The organism is Acidobacteriota bacterium, assembly GCA_018001935.1.
Taxonomy (GTDB): domain Bacteria; phylum Acidobacteriota; class JAAYUB01; order JAAYUB01; family JAAYUB01; genus JAGNHB01.
Genome location: JAGNHB010000061.1, coordinates 1 through 17,184 on the forward strand (window position 1 = coordinate 1; position 17,184 = coordinate 17,184).

Here is a 17,184-nt window from a genome sequence, read left to right on the forward strand (position 1 = left end):
GGCGAGGGGGGGGGCGTGCTGGGTTTGAGCGACGATGCCTCGGAGCGCTCGAAGAGCTTCTGTGGCGAGGTGAGGTAGAACACGACGCCCAGGATCACCAGGAGCAGAAGGATCAGGAGAGGCCGGCGGAGCCTCGAGGGCCGGTCCTCGAAGGGGATGGCGGGGGACGCCGGGACGACCAGCGGCCCGCTCTCCTCCTCCTCGGCCTGGGAGATCTGCTCGTAGTAGAGGTTGACGAGGTCTTCCGCGTTCAGACCGAGGTGGTTGGCGTAGGACTTGATGAACATCTTCGGGAAAATCCCCCGCGGCAGCACATGGAACTCGTTGCGTTCGATGGCGGCGAGAAAATTGATGCTGAGGTTCGTCGCATCGGCCACCTCATTGAGGGTAAGATGCAGCGACTCGCGTTTTTCCTTTAAAATGTTCCCGACTGTGGCCATGAGAACGACACCGCGACAGGATTGAGCCGTCCGGGCGGCCAGGCGGCAGGGACCCGGCACGGGAGGATTCAAACCCTCGGGTGCCGCACGCCGGTGCCGCTTCGATGCCTCCCGGGCGTTAACAAAAAACGATTATAAATGAACGAAAGGATTTACGCAACTGGAAATCGGGGTTTGCCGTCGTCAGGGCTCGCCGTTCCGGACGGGGATGCCCGGAGGGCCCCCGCAACCGTTGCGCGCCACCGGGACCGGGCCGTGTGCGGCGGGCGCGGCCCCGGGCGGGCTCCGTGCCGCCGCGGGGCGGCGCGACGCCCGAACCGTCGCGTCAGGGGACTTCTGCGTCCTGGAAGCACGGGGTGAGGCAGAAACGGTAGCCGTCCCCCCGGGCGAACCGGGAGACCCGCCGCCGTTGCTCGTCGTCCAGCCGGGCGGCGCCCGCGGCGTCGAGGCGGGCGAGAAGGAAGACGTCGGAAGGGAGCAGGCCCAGGCCGGTCCCGGCGTTGATCCCCGCCACGACCCGGGCCTGGAGGGCCTTGTATTTTGCGGCCAGGGCCGGCTGGTCGAAGGTGTCGAGGACCCGTTCCGCCACCAGCAGCCCGAACACGTTCTTGAACCACTTGTTGGCATACAGGACGGGGATTTCGCGACGGCTGAAGAGGAAGCCGATGCGGTAATAGAACAGGCCGTAGGGTTTCGAGAAGGACAGGGCCACGGCGTCCACGTTGGGGTGCGTGAGGTCGTAGGCGGCCGGGGGGGTCGTGCCCAGGTACGAGAGGTCGTAGAAGACCCGGTGGCCTGCGTCCGCGATGGCGCGGATCGCGTCGGCCGGGACCGTCATGCCGTCCCGGGCCGAGGGGTTGGAGACAAACCAGTGGCCCGGCGGGAGCGAGGCCGGGTCGGTCCCCGTCTCCACGTCCCGGAGCGTCAGGCCGCGGCTCTTCGCCACTTCACGGTAGCCCTCGTAGTCGCCCTTCCAGGCGTAGACCGGGCCGCCCCCCGCCACCGCGAGGGCGGTGAAGTACTCCCGGATGCCCTCCTCCGAGCCCGCGGTGGGGTACCGCCAGGGGAAATCCCGCAGCCCGGTCACTTCCCGCTCGTGGAACCGGACCAGCTTGTCCAGGACGGGGAGGTGGAAGTCGTCGAGGCCGGGGTCCACCGACCGCAGGAACACCTCGTGGGGGAACTCCCGGGTCAGGTCGCTGACGAGGCGTCGGACCTCGGGGAGGTAGTAGCTGTACACCGTGGTGATGGGCTGGAAGCTCACAGCAGGATCGCCCCCTTTCGCTGCCAGTCGTAACGCAGGTGGCCGTCCGGGAAGAAGATGAGCTGGCGGACGTCCTCCGTGGAGGGCGCCAGGGTCAGCGAGTCGGTCAGGCACACGTTCTGCCCCTCCACGTCGTAGACCAGCCCGCCGTGGACCAGCGTCATCACCAGGGCGCCCGCGCTGTCCAGCCACTGGCGGATCATCTCCAGCCGTTCCGGCGGCAGCCGGTGGGCGTCGGTCCAGGCCGCGACGTCGGGGTCAGCGGCGTGGACCGGCCGGTTGACGGGCCGCACGGTGAGCTGCTCCACGCCGAGGTCGGAGGCGAACTCGACCAGGGACCACAGCTCGGCGGGGCTGTCGATGAACCCGTCGAGGAGGACCGCCGCGAGGCGGATGGAGAAGCCGATCCCGTGCAGCCGCCCGATGAGTTCCGGCAGGTCGATGTAGGACTGCCGGTGGGGGGTGTAGATGGCGTGGTTCTTCTCCGGGCGGTGGTCCACGATGGAGAGGGCGAGGGTGGTCAGCCCGAGCCGGTACCACTCCTCCAGGATGGGGCGGTAGTCCCGCTTTCGCTCGGAGAAGAGGATGCCGTTGGTCTGGAGTTCCACGAAGGGGAAGCCGTGGGGGGCGAGGGCCCCGAGGAACCGGGTGATCTGGTTGGGGTAGAGGGTGGGCTCGCCCTTGCCGGTGATCATGGCGGTGGTGACGCCGCAGCGCGCGGCCAGGCGGCAGGCCAGGTCGAAGTTGCGCCAGTTCACCTCGGGCTCGCGGAGTTCGACCCCGTGGGGCGGGGTCATCCGGGAGATGCAGAAGGGGCAGCGCGCGTTGCACGCCTCGCTCCCCGCGATGATGCTCAGGGTCTGGATGCGCATTTTTCTCCTCCACCCGGCCGGGCCGTTCCGCCGCAACGTCCGTTCCCCGGTCGCCCCGGGGCCCGGAAATCACGGTTCGGGGGACCCCGTGGGCGGTATCCCCGGGACCCCATGCTAAACATTTCCCGTGAGGATGTCAACCTGCCGGGCGGGGCCGGGGGCGGGACCGGCTCATTTCCCGGCGCCGCCCGCCCGTTCGTAGGCGCCGTTGCGGAAGGTGAAACGGGCCTCCCTGGCGGCGCCGAAGACTTTCGACATCTCGTCGTCGGGCGCCGGGGCGTATTTGCCCTCGACGGCCAGCCGCGCCAGCACGTCGTAGAACTCCTTGCCGGCGTCCGGGACCTGGTAGAGGCTGACGTTGGCCGCCCCGGTCTCCGCCGGGTTGTCGGAGGTGCCGCCGTTGTCCCGGTGGGAGGGGACCTGCAGGACCGGCACGAACCGGTTCCCCAGCACGCCGTAGACGACGGTGACGGCCTCGGTGTACCCCTGGTTGGTGAAGCCCGGCTCGATGAGGAACCCGTACCGGTCGGGCCCGAGCCGCAGGAAAAGGGGCTCCGGGGCGGCGCCCCAGGAGCCCGTCTCCGTGATGGACAGGGACTGGGCCCGCAGTTCCCACTTCTCCGTCCCCGGGTCGTACTCCGAGAACAGCCCGCCGATCACGGCGCCCGCGGCGTGCGCCTCCTGACCCGGCTTCGCGAAGAGCATCAGGGACTTTGGCTTCGGGGTGTCGAGCCAGCACTGCTCGCCCAGGGGTTGGTATCCGCCCTGGCGGAACGGCTCCATTGCCTTGAAGATCGCGGGGTCGTCCCGTGGGGGGATGGGGTTCATCAGGATCTCCCGCGCCTCCGCCGGGCGGGCGGCCGCGGACGCGGGCGGGGCGCCGGGCGCCGCCGGGGGGGCGTCGGCCTTGTGGCAGGCGGCGAGGACGGCCAGCGCGGCGAAAACGGACAGGGCGGGGAAAAGCGCGATCCATCGTTTCATGGGGAATCTCCTTGGAGCGCGGCAGCGAGCTTTCGAGTTGCCGCGCTGGATAGCCGCGGCTTGACGCCGCCGAGGGGAACGACTCTTTCTTCCTCTGTGAGAGAAAAGGGCATGTTGTGAAGGCATCATGATCCTCTCTTTCCGCCTTCTCTGCTCTTCCCGCCCTTTCCGTCCTTTTGGTCCCTTTGGTCCTTTTGGTCTTTTCGTCCTTTCACGCTTTCAAAGCGGTAGTTCGAAGACTCACTAGCGCACTCCTGCGGCACTCCGAAGACTCACTACCGCACTCCAAGGCGGAGCACCTCCACAACCCCGCCGGGGACGGCCTTGCGGTCCTTCCGGATCTCCTCGAGCCCCGCCGCCGCCTCCCGCACCGACGGGATGACATCCTCCATGAGCCGGTAACCCGACTCCGGCTGCGTCAGGGGGTCCAGCCCCACGGTGGTGAGGTAGTCGACGTACTTTTCCCCCGCCTCCGTGAACCGGAGCCCGGCCGAGAGGTCGGTGTCGGGCGCGGCGGCCAGGAGGGCCTCCACCTTCGCCAGCAGGGCCGGCGACGTGGCGGCGGCGATCACCCCGGCCTTCGGCATGGAGAGGAGCAGCGGCCGCGGCCAGGTGCAGCGGAGGGTGTCCTTGCGGTCCCCCGGCGCCCAGGCCACGTCAGCGGCGTTGCAGAGGTAGCCCGCCGCCAGTGTCCGGGTGAGCACCTTCCGGAACGCCGCCAGGGCGTCGCCGGGGGGCGCCTTCAGGGTGAGGGCGAGGGCGCCCTCCTGCCGGTGCCAGGGGACGGCGGCCGTGTCCTTCGGCAGGTCCCAGGCCCAGCGGACGGCGGTCACGTCGGAGCGCTTCAGCAGGTCCTTCAGGTCGTCCAGCGGCGCCCGGTAACCGGGCGGGAGGCCCGCGGCCGCGGGGTCGGCCGGCCGATCGACGCTGAGGTCGAAGTCGGACTCCTCGCTGCGGGCCGTTCCGAAGGCGGCCCCCTCGTACCTGGCGGCGGCGGTCAGGTCCTTCCGGCGGGCGGCGGGGATCTTGAGGATCCCCCCGGCCCACAGGGAGACCAGGTCGTTGAGGCCGGGGTCCTTCCGGATCATCCAGAAGGGCGCGGCGCCGCCGGGTACGCTGAACGCGGCCGGGAGCGCCGGGTTGAGGCTCGCGTCCGCCCGCGGGTCCAGGAAGAGGCGTTCCTCGGTCCAGCCGGGGTTGTCGTGCCGGAGGGCCAGCAGGAGCCGCGCCTTGCCCGCCAGTTCGCCCGTCTCCCCGAAGATCCAGTACTTGCGGTAGTACGGGGACATGCGGCAGTTGGCGAGGTCGACGTCCAGCTTCAGATCGGCCGCGCGCGACGCCAGGAAGGGCGGCGGCGCCCAGCCGCCGCCCTTGGCCAGCGTTTCGGCGACCGCCTTCAGGACGCGCTCGGTAGTGCCCACGTAGAGCACGTCGCCCGACACGGCCACGCCGGCGCCGAACTCGCCCCGGGCGGCCTTGAAGCGGTAGACGAGCCCCTGGTGGGTCTTCTCGGGGAACGCGGCGACGGTCTTCGCCAGTTCGATCCCCGCCGGGGCGACCCGGGCGGCGAGGAGCACCTCCCGCCGGCCGGGGTCGTAAACGGCGAAGATCGTCTCGCCGCACCCCAGTTCGGCGAGGAGGTCAAGCTGAGGCGCCCGGTCCAGGACCGACTCGAGATCGCTGCCGAGGTCCTTGATCTTGAGGGCGATGCGCGAGCGGTCCAGGATGGTGGCCGCAATGCTCTTTTCCCACTCGGCCTTGACGCCCGAGGCGTTCCAGAGGGTGAGCAGGCCCGAGAGGTCCCGGAACTGGAAGGTGACCAGCGCGTTCGCCGGGACGACGAGGTCGGCGGCGGGGGCCGCGGTGAAGGACAGGGCCAGGAGGAGGGTCAGGTTCAGCCGATTTTTACGCATGGCGCACCTCTCATTCGTCCAGGGACTGGATGATCTTGAACGGGCGGACCGCCACGGCTTTCTCGTGGATCTCCTCCGCCTTGCACAGCCGGTCTCCGAGGGCCTGGCGGCCCTTCCAGCCCAGGTCCCACTGGAGCGCGCCCCGGGCCAGCACGCTCCAGGCCTTCTCCATGGACAGCTTCCCGAGGGGTCCCTCGAGGGCCAGAACGTCCTCCGCCGCGGCCTCCGCGGCCTTGAGGGAGGCGTTGAGGCTGTGGCCCAGGGAGGCGGAGCTGTAGTCCTCCTCCTCCTGGAGGAAGCGGTAACGGTTCTCGTAGCCGAAGGCCTCTCGGTCCATGACGGCCAGGACCGCCAGGAGCTTGTCGGCGCTCAGCCCCGCCCGGACGAGCGGGAAGAGCCCGGCGTCGTCGTCCTCGCCGCTGCCGCGGGTGCGGATCAGCAGGGGCATGCACTTCCCGGCGACGTCCCCGCGGTTCTCCTTCAGGGCGTCCTTCAGCACGAGGGCGGTGAGGACCCGGACGTCGGGGTGGGCCTTCAGGAGCGCCGCTGCGCCGTCCAGGGCGGTCTTGGGCCCCTGGAGGGCCAGGCTGAGCCGCCAGGTGAGGATGCCGGGCATCTCCTGCCAGCGCACGGTCTGGCCGGCGGCCACGGCGGCGAGGACGCCCTGCGCCCAGGGCGCGTCCGTCGCCGCCCGCTTGACGGCCTGGTCCGCCACCCGGGTGCGGTCGCCCACGGCGGCGTCGGGGCGGCGCAGGAAGGCGTCCACCGCTTTCGCTTCACCGTCGGCGGTGCCGGCGGCGATCCCCGCCTCCAGGTGGAGGCGGGCGGTGCGGGCGGCGAGCGGGTCGGCCGCCCTCAGGGCCGCCAGGAACGGCCCGACGGACTCGACGGCGCCCAGTTCCAGCAGTTTCTCGATGGACCGGGCGGCGATGTCGGCCCGGTTGGCGGAGAGGTTGAGGGCCTGGGTGAACCGGCGCACCATGGCTAACCGGTCGCCGAGCGCCCCTTCGAGGGCGCCGAGCGTCCAGGCGTCCTCGTCGGTGGGGAAACGGTCCAGGAGCTGCTTCTCCATCTGGCTCCTGCGGATACGGGCCGCCACCGGGGGAAGCCCCGTCTCGTCGCAGACGGCGGCCAGCAGTTCCGGCCAGGAGCCCAGGGTCGGGCACTCCTGGATCCAGGCCAGGACGTTCTCTTCGGAGAGGGGTCTCCGGCTTTCGGCGATCTTGCGGAGGGCGGCTTCCGTCGCGGGCCAGTCGACATTCATCAGGAGGTCGCGAAGCGCGGCGTTCCGCACGAAAGCGGCGGGGCCGGACACCGGCCGGGCCCCGGGTGCCGGCGGGGGCGCCGCCCCCGGAACGGGCGGGAGGTCCCGGAGGATCCGGTAGAGCCGGATTTCCCGCCCCAGGCTCTCCGATGCGGGGATGCGGCCCGCCATCGCCTCGCCGAAGCGGGGCAGGTCGTCGGGGCGCAGCAGGTGGTTTTCCAGGAAGAAGGAGAGGGCCTTCGCCGGCTGATCGGCGTCCTTGAGGAAGTCGAGGAGCCAGGCAGCGCGGGCGTCATCGTTCTTCATCTCCGCCAGGTAGCGGACGAAGAGGATCTGGATGTCGCTGCCCGGGTAGCCCCGCCCCACCACGGAGAGGAGCATTCGCCGCCACTGGGGCGCCGTGCGCTCCAGCAGGCCGCGGGTTCGCCCGACGCGGAGGAGGTACTCGCCCTTCCCCTCGCCGAAGGCGGCGCTCTTTTCCACCAGGAGGTTCAGGATGCGCTCGTAGCCGGCGGCGACGGCGGCCTCGTCCTTGCGGGCGTCGGCCAGGCGCAGCCGGCGGTAGGCGTCGGGGAGTTCGAGGGGCTTGAGCTCCGTCAGCCAGCCCAGGGCGCGCTCGGCGAGTTCGGCGTCGCCGGCCCGGAGGGCGGAGTCGAAGAGGAGTTCGTACTCCTCCCGCCGGCGGTGGTTGGCTTCGACGCGCACCAGGATGGCGGAGAGGGCCTCGGCCCGGCGGGCCTTGTCGCCCAGCATCCACTCGGCGTAGGCGTACATCTGCCGGCGCCAGGCGGGGTCCTTCAGGTGGAGGTCGTCGTCGGGCTCGGTGTCGATGAGCTGCCGGATGGGGAGGGCCCGCAGGACGGACTTGTAGGGCTCGTCCACGGGGAGCGCCCCGGCCGAGAAGGTGCCGAGCCAGGCGAGGTTGGTCTTGACCCAGACGGCGGGCTGGTCCTTGAAAAGCCCCTGCAGGGCCGCGCCGGCCCCGGTGAAGTCTTTCCGGGAGGCCAGCAGCTGGACGAGGATGTCCTTGTGGTGGGTCACGCCCGCGTAACCCACCCCCAGGTCGGCGAGCCGGTTCTGCTCGGCGAGGAGTTCAAAGTAGCGGGCGGCGACCGCGTTGTCGGCGTCGGCGTCGGTGAAGGCCTTCTGCAGGATGGCCAGCTCCTGGGTGCGGTTCCCCTGGAGGAAGGCCAGCATGGCCCGCTGCGCCCGGATGGACCGGGCCTGGTCGGCGTTGGGGGACTTGGTCTTGAGAATGCTGTCCAGCAGGCCCGACATCTCGGCCCACAGGCCGCGCGGGCGGGCGTAGCTGCTGACCTCCCAGGGCAGGTCGGTGTCGTTCCGGGCGGCGATCTCGGCCTGGTAGATGGGCGTCAGGAGGTCCGTGAGGTTGCCCGCCTGGAAGACGTCGCGCAGTGCTTCCACCACGCCCTCGTTGTCCTTCAGGGTCAGGATTTTCGGCAACCGGGTCCTGAAGACGGACACCACCTCGGCACGGGTCTCGGCGGGGCACTCCCCCTTGAGGACCTCCTGCAGGCCGCTGGAAAGCAGGTAGCCCCACACGTTCATCACGGTGTCGCCGGCGCTGTCCGCCGGGGCCGAGGCGATCAGGCGGTCGACGACCCTGGAGAGGACCGTGGTGAGCTTGCCGGCGTCCCGGGCCGTCACCAGGATGTCGGCCTGGTTCAGCTCCCGGATCAGGTCTTCTTCGATTTTATCTTTCCCGAGGAGTTGCAGGGCGAGTTCAATGACCCTCCCGTTGAGGTTCCACTCGCGGAGGGCCCGCATCCGGGCGAGGACCTGGCCGTCCGCCGTGTCTCCGGCGGCCTCGGCCCAGGCGGCCAGGAGGGCGGCCGCCTCGTCGTCCTTGCCCATGCGGTGGAGGAGGTCGGCCTGCTTGCGCTTCCAGGCGGGCTGCTCGGGGAAGCGCTCCGCGAGCCCGGCCCAGAGACGTTCCAGCGCCGGCAGGTCCAGGAGGGCCTCCAGGGGCCCCGCGGACTCCTGGGCGAGGTCGGTCCGCTCGGGCACGATCTTCATGCAGGCGGCGTAGAGCTCGGCGGCGCGCCGGAAGTCCTCCTTCATGACGGCCCAGCGGGCCCCGACCAGCGGCCACCGGTAGTCGGCGGGCGAGGCCGCCGCGAACTTCGCCAGGACGCCTTCCATCCGGTCCGTGAGCTTGGACCGGCCGGCGAGGAGGTACGCGCCCTCCAGGTAGCTTCGGTTCTCGGGCTCGAGCTTGAGGAGTTCCACGTACTGGTCGATGGCCTGGGTGGGGTCGCCCAGGGTCCGGGCGCAGGCCACGATCTTCAGCCGGATGTCGGCTTCGAGGGCTTTCTGCCGGGCCGGGTCCGGCGCCAGGGTCTTGAGGGAGGCCAGCGCCGCCTTGTACTCGGCCGCCAGGTCCGCCTGGCGGCCCGCGCCGGCCAGGGCCGACCACTTGCGGCCCAGCACGTCGAGGTCGTCCGGGTGGTCCGGCATCCACCGGTCCACCAGCGGGAGGACGGCGTCCCACTTTTTCGCTTCCAGGAGCAGGTCCGCCAGGGAGACGGTGAACTCCCGCCGGTAGGGATCGACGGCCCGGGAGAGGGCCTGGGCGAAGATCTCCTCCGCGGCGTCGTAGCGCTTCATGGACCGGCACAGGGCGGCGCCGCGCCGGATGACGCCCAGGTTCACCGGGTTCTCACGGTGCAGGGTGACCACCAGGTTCAGCGCCTCGGCTTCCTTCCCGGTCTCGCGGAGGCCCTCCGCCAGGGTGAAGGCGGCCTGGAACCGTTCGGTGCCGGGCAGGGCCAGGTCCAGGATGCGGCGGTAGGCTCGCAGGCGGTCGTCGGGGTTCAGGTAGGACTGGAAAGCCTCCAGGGCGTTGCGGAGGGTGTCCGCTTCCCGGGCGGTCTCGAGGATGCCCCGCGCCCACTTCGCCATCGGCCAGTCGGCGTTGGCGAGGCGTTCGCTCAGGTTGCCCACCGCCTTGAGGAGTTCGACGGGGTCCCGGGTGCTGCGGAGCTGGCTCTCCACCAGGGCGAAGAAGAGGTCCCGGTTGGCCGGCCCGCGCTTGAGGAGCCGCTCGAGCTGGTCGATGGCCTCCCAGGACCGGTCCTGCCACGAGAAGGACATGGCGAGGTACTCCTCCATGGCCTCCCGGGTCTTCCCCTTCGACTGAAGCAGGGCGCCGATCTCGAAGGCGAAGAGGTCCTTCTTCCCGGTCTTCGCACGAATCTCCCGGAGGACCTTCTCCGCCTCGTCGAAGTCGAAGTAGTCCCAGTAGACCGTGGCGATCTCCTTCCACTTCTCCTCGTCGGCGGGGTAGATCTCCAGGACCTTCTTCCAGAGGACCCGGGCCTTGTCCATCTGTGCGTTGAGGGCGAGGAAGTCGCCGGCCTTGACGTAGTACTCGCTCTCCTTGCCGGCGGCGTCGCCGAGGGCCGTGAGGATGCCCGCCGCCTCCCCGCTGCGGCGCGGGTCGGTGGTCGACTCGGACTGGAGCAGGTCGGCGAAGCGCTCGCGGATCACCCCCTGGTCGGGGTACAGCTCCGCCACGCGGCGGTAGAGGGGGAGGGCTTCCTCGAAGCGGCAGCGCCAGGCGAGCCCCTCCGCCTTCAGGTAGACCAGGGCGGGGTCGGCGGAGGCCTCCGTCGGAAGGGCGAGGAGCGCGTCCAGGGCCCCCTTGCGGGTCAGGAGCTGGAGGTAGCCGTCCCGGGCGTTGGGGGACAGCATGGCATAGGCGGCCAGCAGCTTCTCGTACTTCGCGGGGTCGTTGGCCCGGGTGAGGGAGAGGGCCTGGGCGATGAACCGGGGGTTGAGGGGGAAGCGGTCGAGGGCGGCCAGGTAAATTTCCGTGGGGAACCGGTAATTCTTGGGCTTCCCCTGGGCGTTGACCGGGAGGTGTGAACTCAGGTAGCTCTCGAGAGGCGACCCCTCGAAGGTTTCCACCACCCGCCGGGTCAGGGCCTCGAAGTCGCCCGAGCGCTTCTGGCGGAGGTAGAACCGGGCCAGCTTGTCGAGCCAGCCGGAGGACTGGAAATGCCCGTAGGCGTTGTTGTAGAACGCCTCGGCATCGGTGTCGCAGGTCTTCTGCTCGATGAAGGTCGCGGTTTTCTCGTAGAGGGCCTCGTCCTCGGGCGCCGCGGCCAGCCGCTTGCGGTACTCGGCGAGGGCCTCGAGGCGCTTGTCGCGCTTCACGAGGTAGTTGGTGAAGGTCTCCAGGGCGCGCCACCGATCGGCCCGAGCCCGGTTGGCCCCGTCCTCCCCGAGCCAGTAGGTCAGGGTGGTCTCGTCGGGCCGGCCGGCGGCGGAGACGGCCTCGGTGTCCGCCGCCAGCTTGTAGAGCCGCTCGGCGTCGTCGGGCTTCTTCGCGTCCTCGGCGGCGGCGCCCGCCCGGAGCCAGGCGCTGCGCTTGAGGTCCGGGTCGGACGCCTCGGCGCCCACCTGTTCGAGGAGTCTCATGGCGGCCTCTGCGCCGCCATACTTGCGGTGGAACTCGGCCAGTTCGGTCTTGAGGGCCAGGTACTCGTCGGGCGCCGTCAGGGGCTTGAGTTCCGCCAGGACCCGCTCCGCCGCCTGGGCGAGGGCGTGGGTCGCCACCTCGGCGTTGTTCTCCAGTTCGGCGAAGTCGTAGGCCGGGGAGGTGTCCCCCAGGACCAGGGTGAGGAGCGCCCCGGGGAGACCGGGTTCACGGTCGGCGTTCACCAGCGTCGCGAGGCCGTCCTGGGACTCCTTCCAGTAGTCCGCCGTCTCCGCGGGCTTGCGGGTCATGAGGTAGAAGGAGGCCTTGAGGGCCTCGGCCCGGGTGGCCTTCAGGTCGACGCCGGGGAGGTTGAGCGCGCGGCCGGCGGGGCAGGTCCGGAAAAGGCTGTTGAAGTAGCGGACGGCCTCGGGGTAGTCGTTGCAGTCGTTGGCCAGCAGCCCCAGGACGGCCAGTTCCTCCGGCTGCCACCGGTCGGCGGCGGCGGCGTCCTCGGACGCGGACCGCGCGGTCCGGAGGAGGCGGTAGTCCCGCAGGACGGCCGCGGCCTTCACCAGGTCCTCGCGGTACACCTTGACGTGGTGGATGACGAAGACCGCGCCGGCGTCCAGGGGGTTGCGGCGGAGCCGGGCCTCCGTCTCGTAGAGGAAGGGTTTCCAGACCTTCAGTTTCTCCATGCCCTCGAAGACGGCCTTGAAGGTGTCTTCCGAGAACAGGGGGTTGAAGTCGTCCCTCACCAGGTTCAGCAGGGCGTCGCCCTTCTCCTGGGCCGTGAAGAAGGCGGCCTTCAGGCGGAAGACGGACTCCCGGTCCGCGGGGAAGCGCTTCGCGAACTCGGCGATGCCGGCCTCCACGTCGGGCCACTGCCGGTTTTCCGAGAGGCGGTCGATCCAGGACTCCAGGTGGCCTGACTCGGCGGGTGTCCCCTTGTACCAGTCCGCGCGGCGCTTCAGGACGGCGGCCTGCTCCCCCGGCGTCATCCCGGCGTTTCCCGAGAGGCTCACCAGCCGGGCCCAGACGTCCGCCGGCGTGGGCGGGTCGTACTTCGTGGCGGGGTTGAGGGTCTTCAGCGTCGCCTCGAGGGCGTCCATCTCCTTCCGGACGTTGTGGCGGCGCTTGTAGAAGTCGGCCAGGGCGGTGGCGCTTTCCAGGGGGGTGAGTTCCGGCGCCGTGTAGGCTTTCCAGGCCTCCTCCGCCTCCTCCAGCCGACCCATCCTTTCCAGCATCTCGGCGCGGAGGGCCTTCTTCCAGGCCTCCGTCGCGCCGGCCAGGCGCTGGACCACGGCGGCGGCGGGGGTGGGGACGAGGACGTTCTCCCCGTTGATCACCCGGGTGTCGCACAGGAGCTGGAGGGCCTCCGATCCCCGGGCGGCGAAGGCGGGGTCGAGGCGCTTGAGGGGCTTGGGCGCCCTCGGGGTGGAAAAGAGAAACGCGGCGGCGACGAGGGTCAACGTCAGGGTGAATCGAAGGTTTCTCTTCATGGCAGTATCCTCACCGTGTAATCCCGACGAAAGAGATTGTGGGCGCGGTCCTCGGCGATCACGGACAGCCGGCACTCACCGGGCGGCGCTCCCGCCGGGACCGTCAGGCGGCCGGTGTTCAGCTTGACGCGGGGGTCCCAGGCCAGGCGCGACCGGGTCAGGCCCTCGAGGCTGGCGGTCAGGTAGCGGGTGTCCTGGGGCGCGTCCACCAGGAGGGCGAAGGAGCCGCCCGCGCGGCAGGTGCGGACGGGGTTGACCCAGGTGGCCGAGGGGGCCCGGCTGTCGATGGTGAAGGACTTCTCCTCGCGGTAGAGGAGGCCGTCCTGGTCCCGGAGCATGACGTAGCAGCGGTGGTCGCCGTCCAGGGCGTTGGGGGGGACGAAGAAGCGGGCCTGCCAGATCCCCTCCCGGGGGAGGTAGCGCATTCGGATGCTTTCGCCCCACGGCAACACCACCGAGGCGGAGACCACGTTCGGGTCGGCCTTGATGCGCACCACCGGGTCCATGGGCTGGATGACGCGGGGCCGCAGGAGCGCCCGGGGGGCGGCCAGAAAGGAGGTGTAGGGGGTCACGAACTTGTACTTCTTGGCCAGGGCGATGATCTCGTTGATGAGGTCGCGGTCCTCCCCCTTCTCGGCGATGAGGTCCAGGAGGTAGTCGATGCGCGCCCGCGCCCAGAGACGGGGGACCATGGGGTGGGCCCGGTCCTCCTCCGGCAGGGTCACGGCGGCGGTTTCGGCGTAGGCCTCCCCGGAGGGCCGTCGGCCCTTCACGCGGAGGGCGGTCTTCCCGGGTTTGGCATAACGCCCGACCCAGGTGGTGGAGGCCTCGGCGAAGACGGCGGGCGCCTTCACCGGGTAGACGCGGTTGAAGAAGGCCGGGTCGGCATCCAGGGCCAGGCCGGTGTAGGGGCTGTTCCCGAGGTGGGAGGCGAAGAGCTTGATCTCCTCGTCGATGTCGATGCGCTCGCCGAAGAAGAAGACCTCGCCGCTCGTCCTGAGCGCCAGTTGCTGCGCCAGGGCGCGGTTGGCGTCGTCCCCGACCAGGAGGCTGCAGATGCGGACCGACCGGCCCGCGAGAAGGGGATCCACGGCCTGGAGGACCCGGGCGTTGGTGAGGTTCCCCACCGTGGGCACCCAGTCGCCCAGGAGAACCAGGTAGCGGTCCTTGTGGGGCGCGTTGTCCAGCTGCTTGAGCCCGTCCCGCAGGGCGGGGACGGGGTCGGTGCCGCCGGAGAGGAAGGCGGCGCCGAAGGCGTCCAGGGCCTTCTTGACGTTCTCGGGCGTGGCGGGGACGGGGGAGGGGAAGACGGGCGTCGCCTTGTCGTTGGCCAGCACCAGGTTGAAGCGGTCCTCGGGTGTGAGGGCCTCGGTGACGGTGGACAGGCAGGCGTCGACGGCGCCGAGCTTGCCCCACCACATGGAGAGGGAGGTGTCCACCACCAGGACGAGGGAGACGGGCGCCCGTTTCCCGGCGGTCTTCGGGAGGAGGTGCTCGAGGAAGAAGTAGCCGTCCCGGTCGGGGGGGAGGTTCAGGGGCCGCTCGATGGAGGGCGGTTCCGGCCCCTCCTCACCCCGGCAGGCCAGGAAGGTGGACCGGGGTTGCCCGGTCTCCACCGTCCAGGCGATTTTCAGGTCCTCGGAGAGCTTGACGTTCTCGCCCGTGAAGCGGCCGACCGTGGCTCCGCCCTCCGTGGTCACCTGGAAGGGGTAGGCGGCGGAGCCGACCCGGAGGTCGTTCAGCGGGCCGTCCTCCTCGATCCGCACCGTCACCGTCAGCTTCCGGACGGTCAGGGCGCCCCACACCCGGCTCTGGAGGGGAAGGACCAGCGAAATCGACCCGCCGGCCGTCCGCAGGGCCTGCTGGTATTCCAGTTCCACCCGCTTGAACCCCCAGGGCGGGATCGGGGCCACCTTGACGCGGAACCCGGTGGAGCCGATGTCGGAGGGCTCGTCACTCCCCCCCGACTGCACCAGGCCGGGGTCGATGGCCTGGGAGGCGAGGTCCTGGTAAATCTCCGCCGCCCGCCGCTTTTCCAGGATGATCCCCGGGATGCGCGTCATGCCGTCCCAGATGGCGAAGTCGCTGACGGAGGCGTCCGGGTGGAAGGAGAAGAGGTAGGTCCCTTCCAGGATCTTGTCGGTGTGGTTGGCGTAGACCTGGACAAGGTTCACCTTCGCCAGGTGGTGGTCCACCCGGATGCGGACGTCGAATTCCTCGACGCTGAGGATGGCCGGGTCCGGGGTGGCCTTGACGGACGAGGGGATGAGGACCCCCGCGTCGGCGGCGGCGAAACAGGCCGCGGCGGCGGCCAGGACGAGAAGGGTGCCGATTCGCCTCATGATGTTACTCCGATCCGAGGATGGCCTTGTAATCCGGGAAAAGGGCGACCCCCGCGTCGGTCGCCGCGTAGAGGGCGTTTCCCGCGCAGAGGACGGCCTGCACATTACGGGACGGAAGCACCGCCCGGCACTTGCACGCTTTTCGGGTGTCGAGGTCCAGCGCCACGAGTCCCTCGTTGAGGGTGCCGACGAGCAGCCGGTCCCCGGCGAGACAGAGGGCGTTCGGGTTGACGTAGAGCCGGCCGCCGATGCCGGTGAACTCCGCCCACTCGCCTTCCGGGGTCACGAGCTGCACACCGCCTCCATAGGTACCGATGACGGTTCCCCTCGGAGTGTTCAACAGGGCCGTGACCCAGTTCACCCGCAGGGGCGAGGTGCCGGTCTGGTAGACCCTGTCCACCTTCTCCGCGCCCAGCTGGGCGAGCCCCGCCTGGGTCCCCACGAAGAGTTTCGTCTCCGTTCCCGCCGCGCAGAGGACCCGGTTGGACGGGAGCCCCTGGCGGGCGTAGATGAGGTACTCGTCCCGGCCCGCCAGGATGCTCAGCCCCTCCGCGTGGCAGACGGCCGTGACCGGCCCCCCGAAGGGGAGGACGAAGTTGACGGAGGCCCTCAGGAGGGGGCTCTCCTTCGCGCCGACGGCGGCGATCCCCGCGGCGGTCCGCTTGAAGAGCCCCTGGGGGGTGCCGATCCAGAGGGTCCCCGCCTTCTCCGTCAGGCAGTTGGCGTGCAGGATCTCGGGCATGGCCAGGGGGCGCGGGGCGCTCCCGTCGAGAGCGCGTTCCTCGACCCCGCCGTGGAAGTAGCCCAGGAAGAGGGCGCCCCCGCTTCCCGCCGCCAGGCTGATCACCGAGGAGAGGGCTAGTTCGCCCGCGGGGGTGGCCAGGCGCCCGAGGCCGGGCCCGCCCCGGTTCTCGGTCAGGCGGTAGGCCCCGGCGGAGGTCAGGACGATGATGCCGTCGCCGGCGAAGCTGCCGTTCACGTACCCCGGGGCCCGAACACTGCGGAAGGTCCGGCGGCCCCCCAGCCAGTCGGCGAGGGAGGCGACGTAGAGGGCGTCCTCCTTGCAGGCGCACAGGATCCGGCCGTCGAGGGCGTTCACGTGCTCCACGATGCGGTCCGGGAAGTAGGCGCCGAGGGCCTCGCCCCGGGCGTCCAGGTGGTACAGGCCGGCGTCGGTGCCCGCCAGAACTTCCCCGTTGCCCAGGGCGCAGAGGGAGGTGACCATCCGGAACGGCCGCTGGTTGAGCAGGATCCGGCGGAACTGCCCGCCGTCTCCGCGGTAGAGCCCGTGCTGGAAGGTGCCCACCAGCACGCCATTCTCGAGCGGGAGGGCACAGGCGTACGAGGCGGGGGGGATGCCGGGGGTGGGGACGAAGCGGTAGTCTCCGGGGCGCACGTCCACGAGAAAGCCCTTGCGCGTGGCCGCCAGGACGCTCCCCGCGCCCGTGGGGGCCAGCGAGGAGACGGTGTCCTCGCGCAGGGGCGGGAGGTCGAGGGCCTCGAAGCGCGTCCCGTCCCACCGGGCGAGGCCACCCATGCCCAGGCCGAGCAGGAGCCGGTCCCCGAGGGGGGCCACGGCCTCCACCCGTCCGCCGGGGAGGCCGTCCGCCACCGTGAGGCGGCGGAAGTCCGCGGCGCCGGGCTCGCGGACCAGGAGCCCCATCTCGCCGGCCAGGACCGTCCGCCCCGCGAATGTCGCGCCGGCCCGTACGGCGTCGTTGTTCAGCCACAGGACGGGCCGGGCGGGGCCCTCCGCCGGCGGGGAGGCCCTCCACGCGGCGCCCTGCCAGGGGTCGACGGGGCCGGGGACCACGGAGAGGCGTCGCCACAGGAGGGCCGCCACGACGGCGGCCGCCAGGAGCGCGCCGCACACCAGCTTCATTTTCAGTGTTTTGGGTAACAATTTCATCGAGCTTCGGAACCTTGAGTTCATTGTAATTTGATTCTCCAGAGGGCGCAACAGATTTGTGCCGCTCCCGGGAAAAGCGGGAAAAAACCACGGATGAACACGGATGGACAGGAGATTGAACCCCGAAATACACGGAAATTGAACCACGAACCACACGAACCACACGAACGAAAATGGCAGGAGAAAGAAGACAGGAGACCGGAGGTCGGAGACTGGCGAAGGCGTCCGGCCGATTTACGATGAGCGGAGACGGCGC

General features: G+C 70.3%; 8 protein-coding genes. All 8 read right to left on the minus strand.

What is annotated here, in order from left to right; genetic code table 11:
- Window positions 1-440: helix-turn-helix domain-containing protein (locus tag KA419_17685; protein MBP7867765.1), on the minus strand; the 440-nt coding region annotated here is incomplete at its 3' end.
- 325 nt (window positions 441-765) lie between these two features.
- A complete protein-coding gene (locus KA419_17690) occupies window positions 766-1,704 on the minus strand; it encodes a hypothetical protein (protein ID MBP7867766.1) in 939 nt (312 codons plus the stop codon).
- Entirely contained in the window at window positions 1,701-2,576 is an 876-nt protein-coding gene (locus tag KA419_17695; protein MBP7867767.1) for a radical SAM protein, read from the minus strand. Before KA419_17695 ends, KA419_17690 begins: the two co-directional genes overlap by 4 nt.
- Before the next feature lie 171 nt (window positions 2,577-2,747).
- Window positions 2,748-3,557: a hypothetical protein gene (locus tag KA419_17700; GenBank protein MBP7867768.1), complete on the minus strand. Its 810-nt coding sequence runs from the start codon at window positions 3,555-3,557 to the stop codon at window positions 2,748-2,750.
- Window positions 3,558-3,832: 275 nt separating this feature from the next.
- Complete coding sequence (locus KA419_17705; GenBank protein ID MBP7867769.1) at window positions 3,833-5,470, minus strand: hypothetical protein; 1,638 nt, start codon at window positions 5,468-5,470, stop codon at window positions 3,833-3,835.
- A gap of 10 nt (window positions 5,471-5,480) precedes the next feature.
- Window positions 5,481-12,677, minus strand: a complete 7,197-nt coding sequence (locus KA419_17710) for a hypothetical protein (protein ID MBP7867770.1) — start codon at window positions 12,675-12,677, stop codon at window positions 5,481-5,483.
- Window positions 12,674-15,019, minus strand: a complete 2,346-nt coding sequence (locus KA419_17715) for a VWA domain-containing protein (protein ID MBP7867771.1) — start codon at window positions 15,017-15,019, stop codon at window positions 12,674-12,676. The genes KA419_17710 and KA419_17715 overlap by 4 nt, the downstream gene beginning before the upstream one ends.
- A gap of 4 nt (window positions 15,020-15,023) precedes the next feature.
- Window positions 15,024-16,928, minus strand: a complete 1,905-nt coding sequence (locus tag KA419_17720) for a hypothetical protein (protein ID MBP7867772.1) — start codon at window positions 16,926-16,928, stop codon at window positions 15,024-15,026.
- Between the last annotated feature and the right edge of the window lie 256 nt (window positions 16,929-17,184).